At 58.0% G+C, this 348-nt stretch carries 1 protein-coding gene; it reads right to left on the minus strand.

All coding sequences use genetic code 11. The features are described from left to right. Window positions 1-242 (minus strand): pilus assembly protein N-terminal domain-containing protein (locus A3730_RS09845; protein WP_231883915.1); only part of this gene is annotated, 242 nt, incomplete at its 3' end. Window positions 243-348 lie beyond the last annotated feature (106 nt).

A 348-nucleotide genomic window follows, 5' to 3' on the forward strand; every position in this document is an offset into this window, starting at 1 on the left:
ACCTGGGTGCCGAACGGCAGGGAGTCACCCAGCGTCGTCGCCACAACCACGGTGCTTCGCAACGGTTTGCCGTTGTTGCGCAACCACACTGACAGCACTGCTGAACCTTCAGCTTTCGCCGTCAGCAGCAATTCATTACTGCCGGTCACCGTCAGGGCGGCCACACCCGGATCGGACGTAGCCACTTTCGATACCGCAGCGGGGAACGTCAGCACCTTCTGATCCCCAGGTGCCAAACGCATGGAATCGGTCAATTCCTCGGCCTGTACAACATTCGCCACCACCAAAAGCAGTAACGCCGACAAGCTGGTCCACCCCATTTTTATCAACCCACCCTTAACGCACATA

This window comes from Alcanivorax sp. HI0044 (assembly GCF_001634945.1).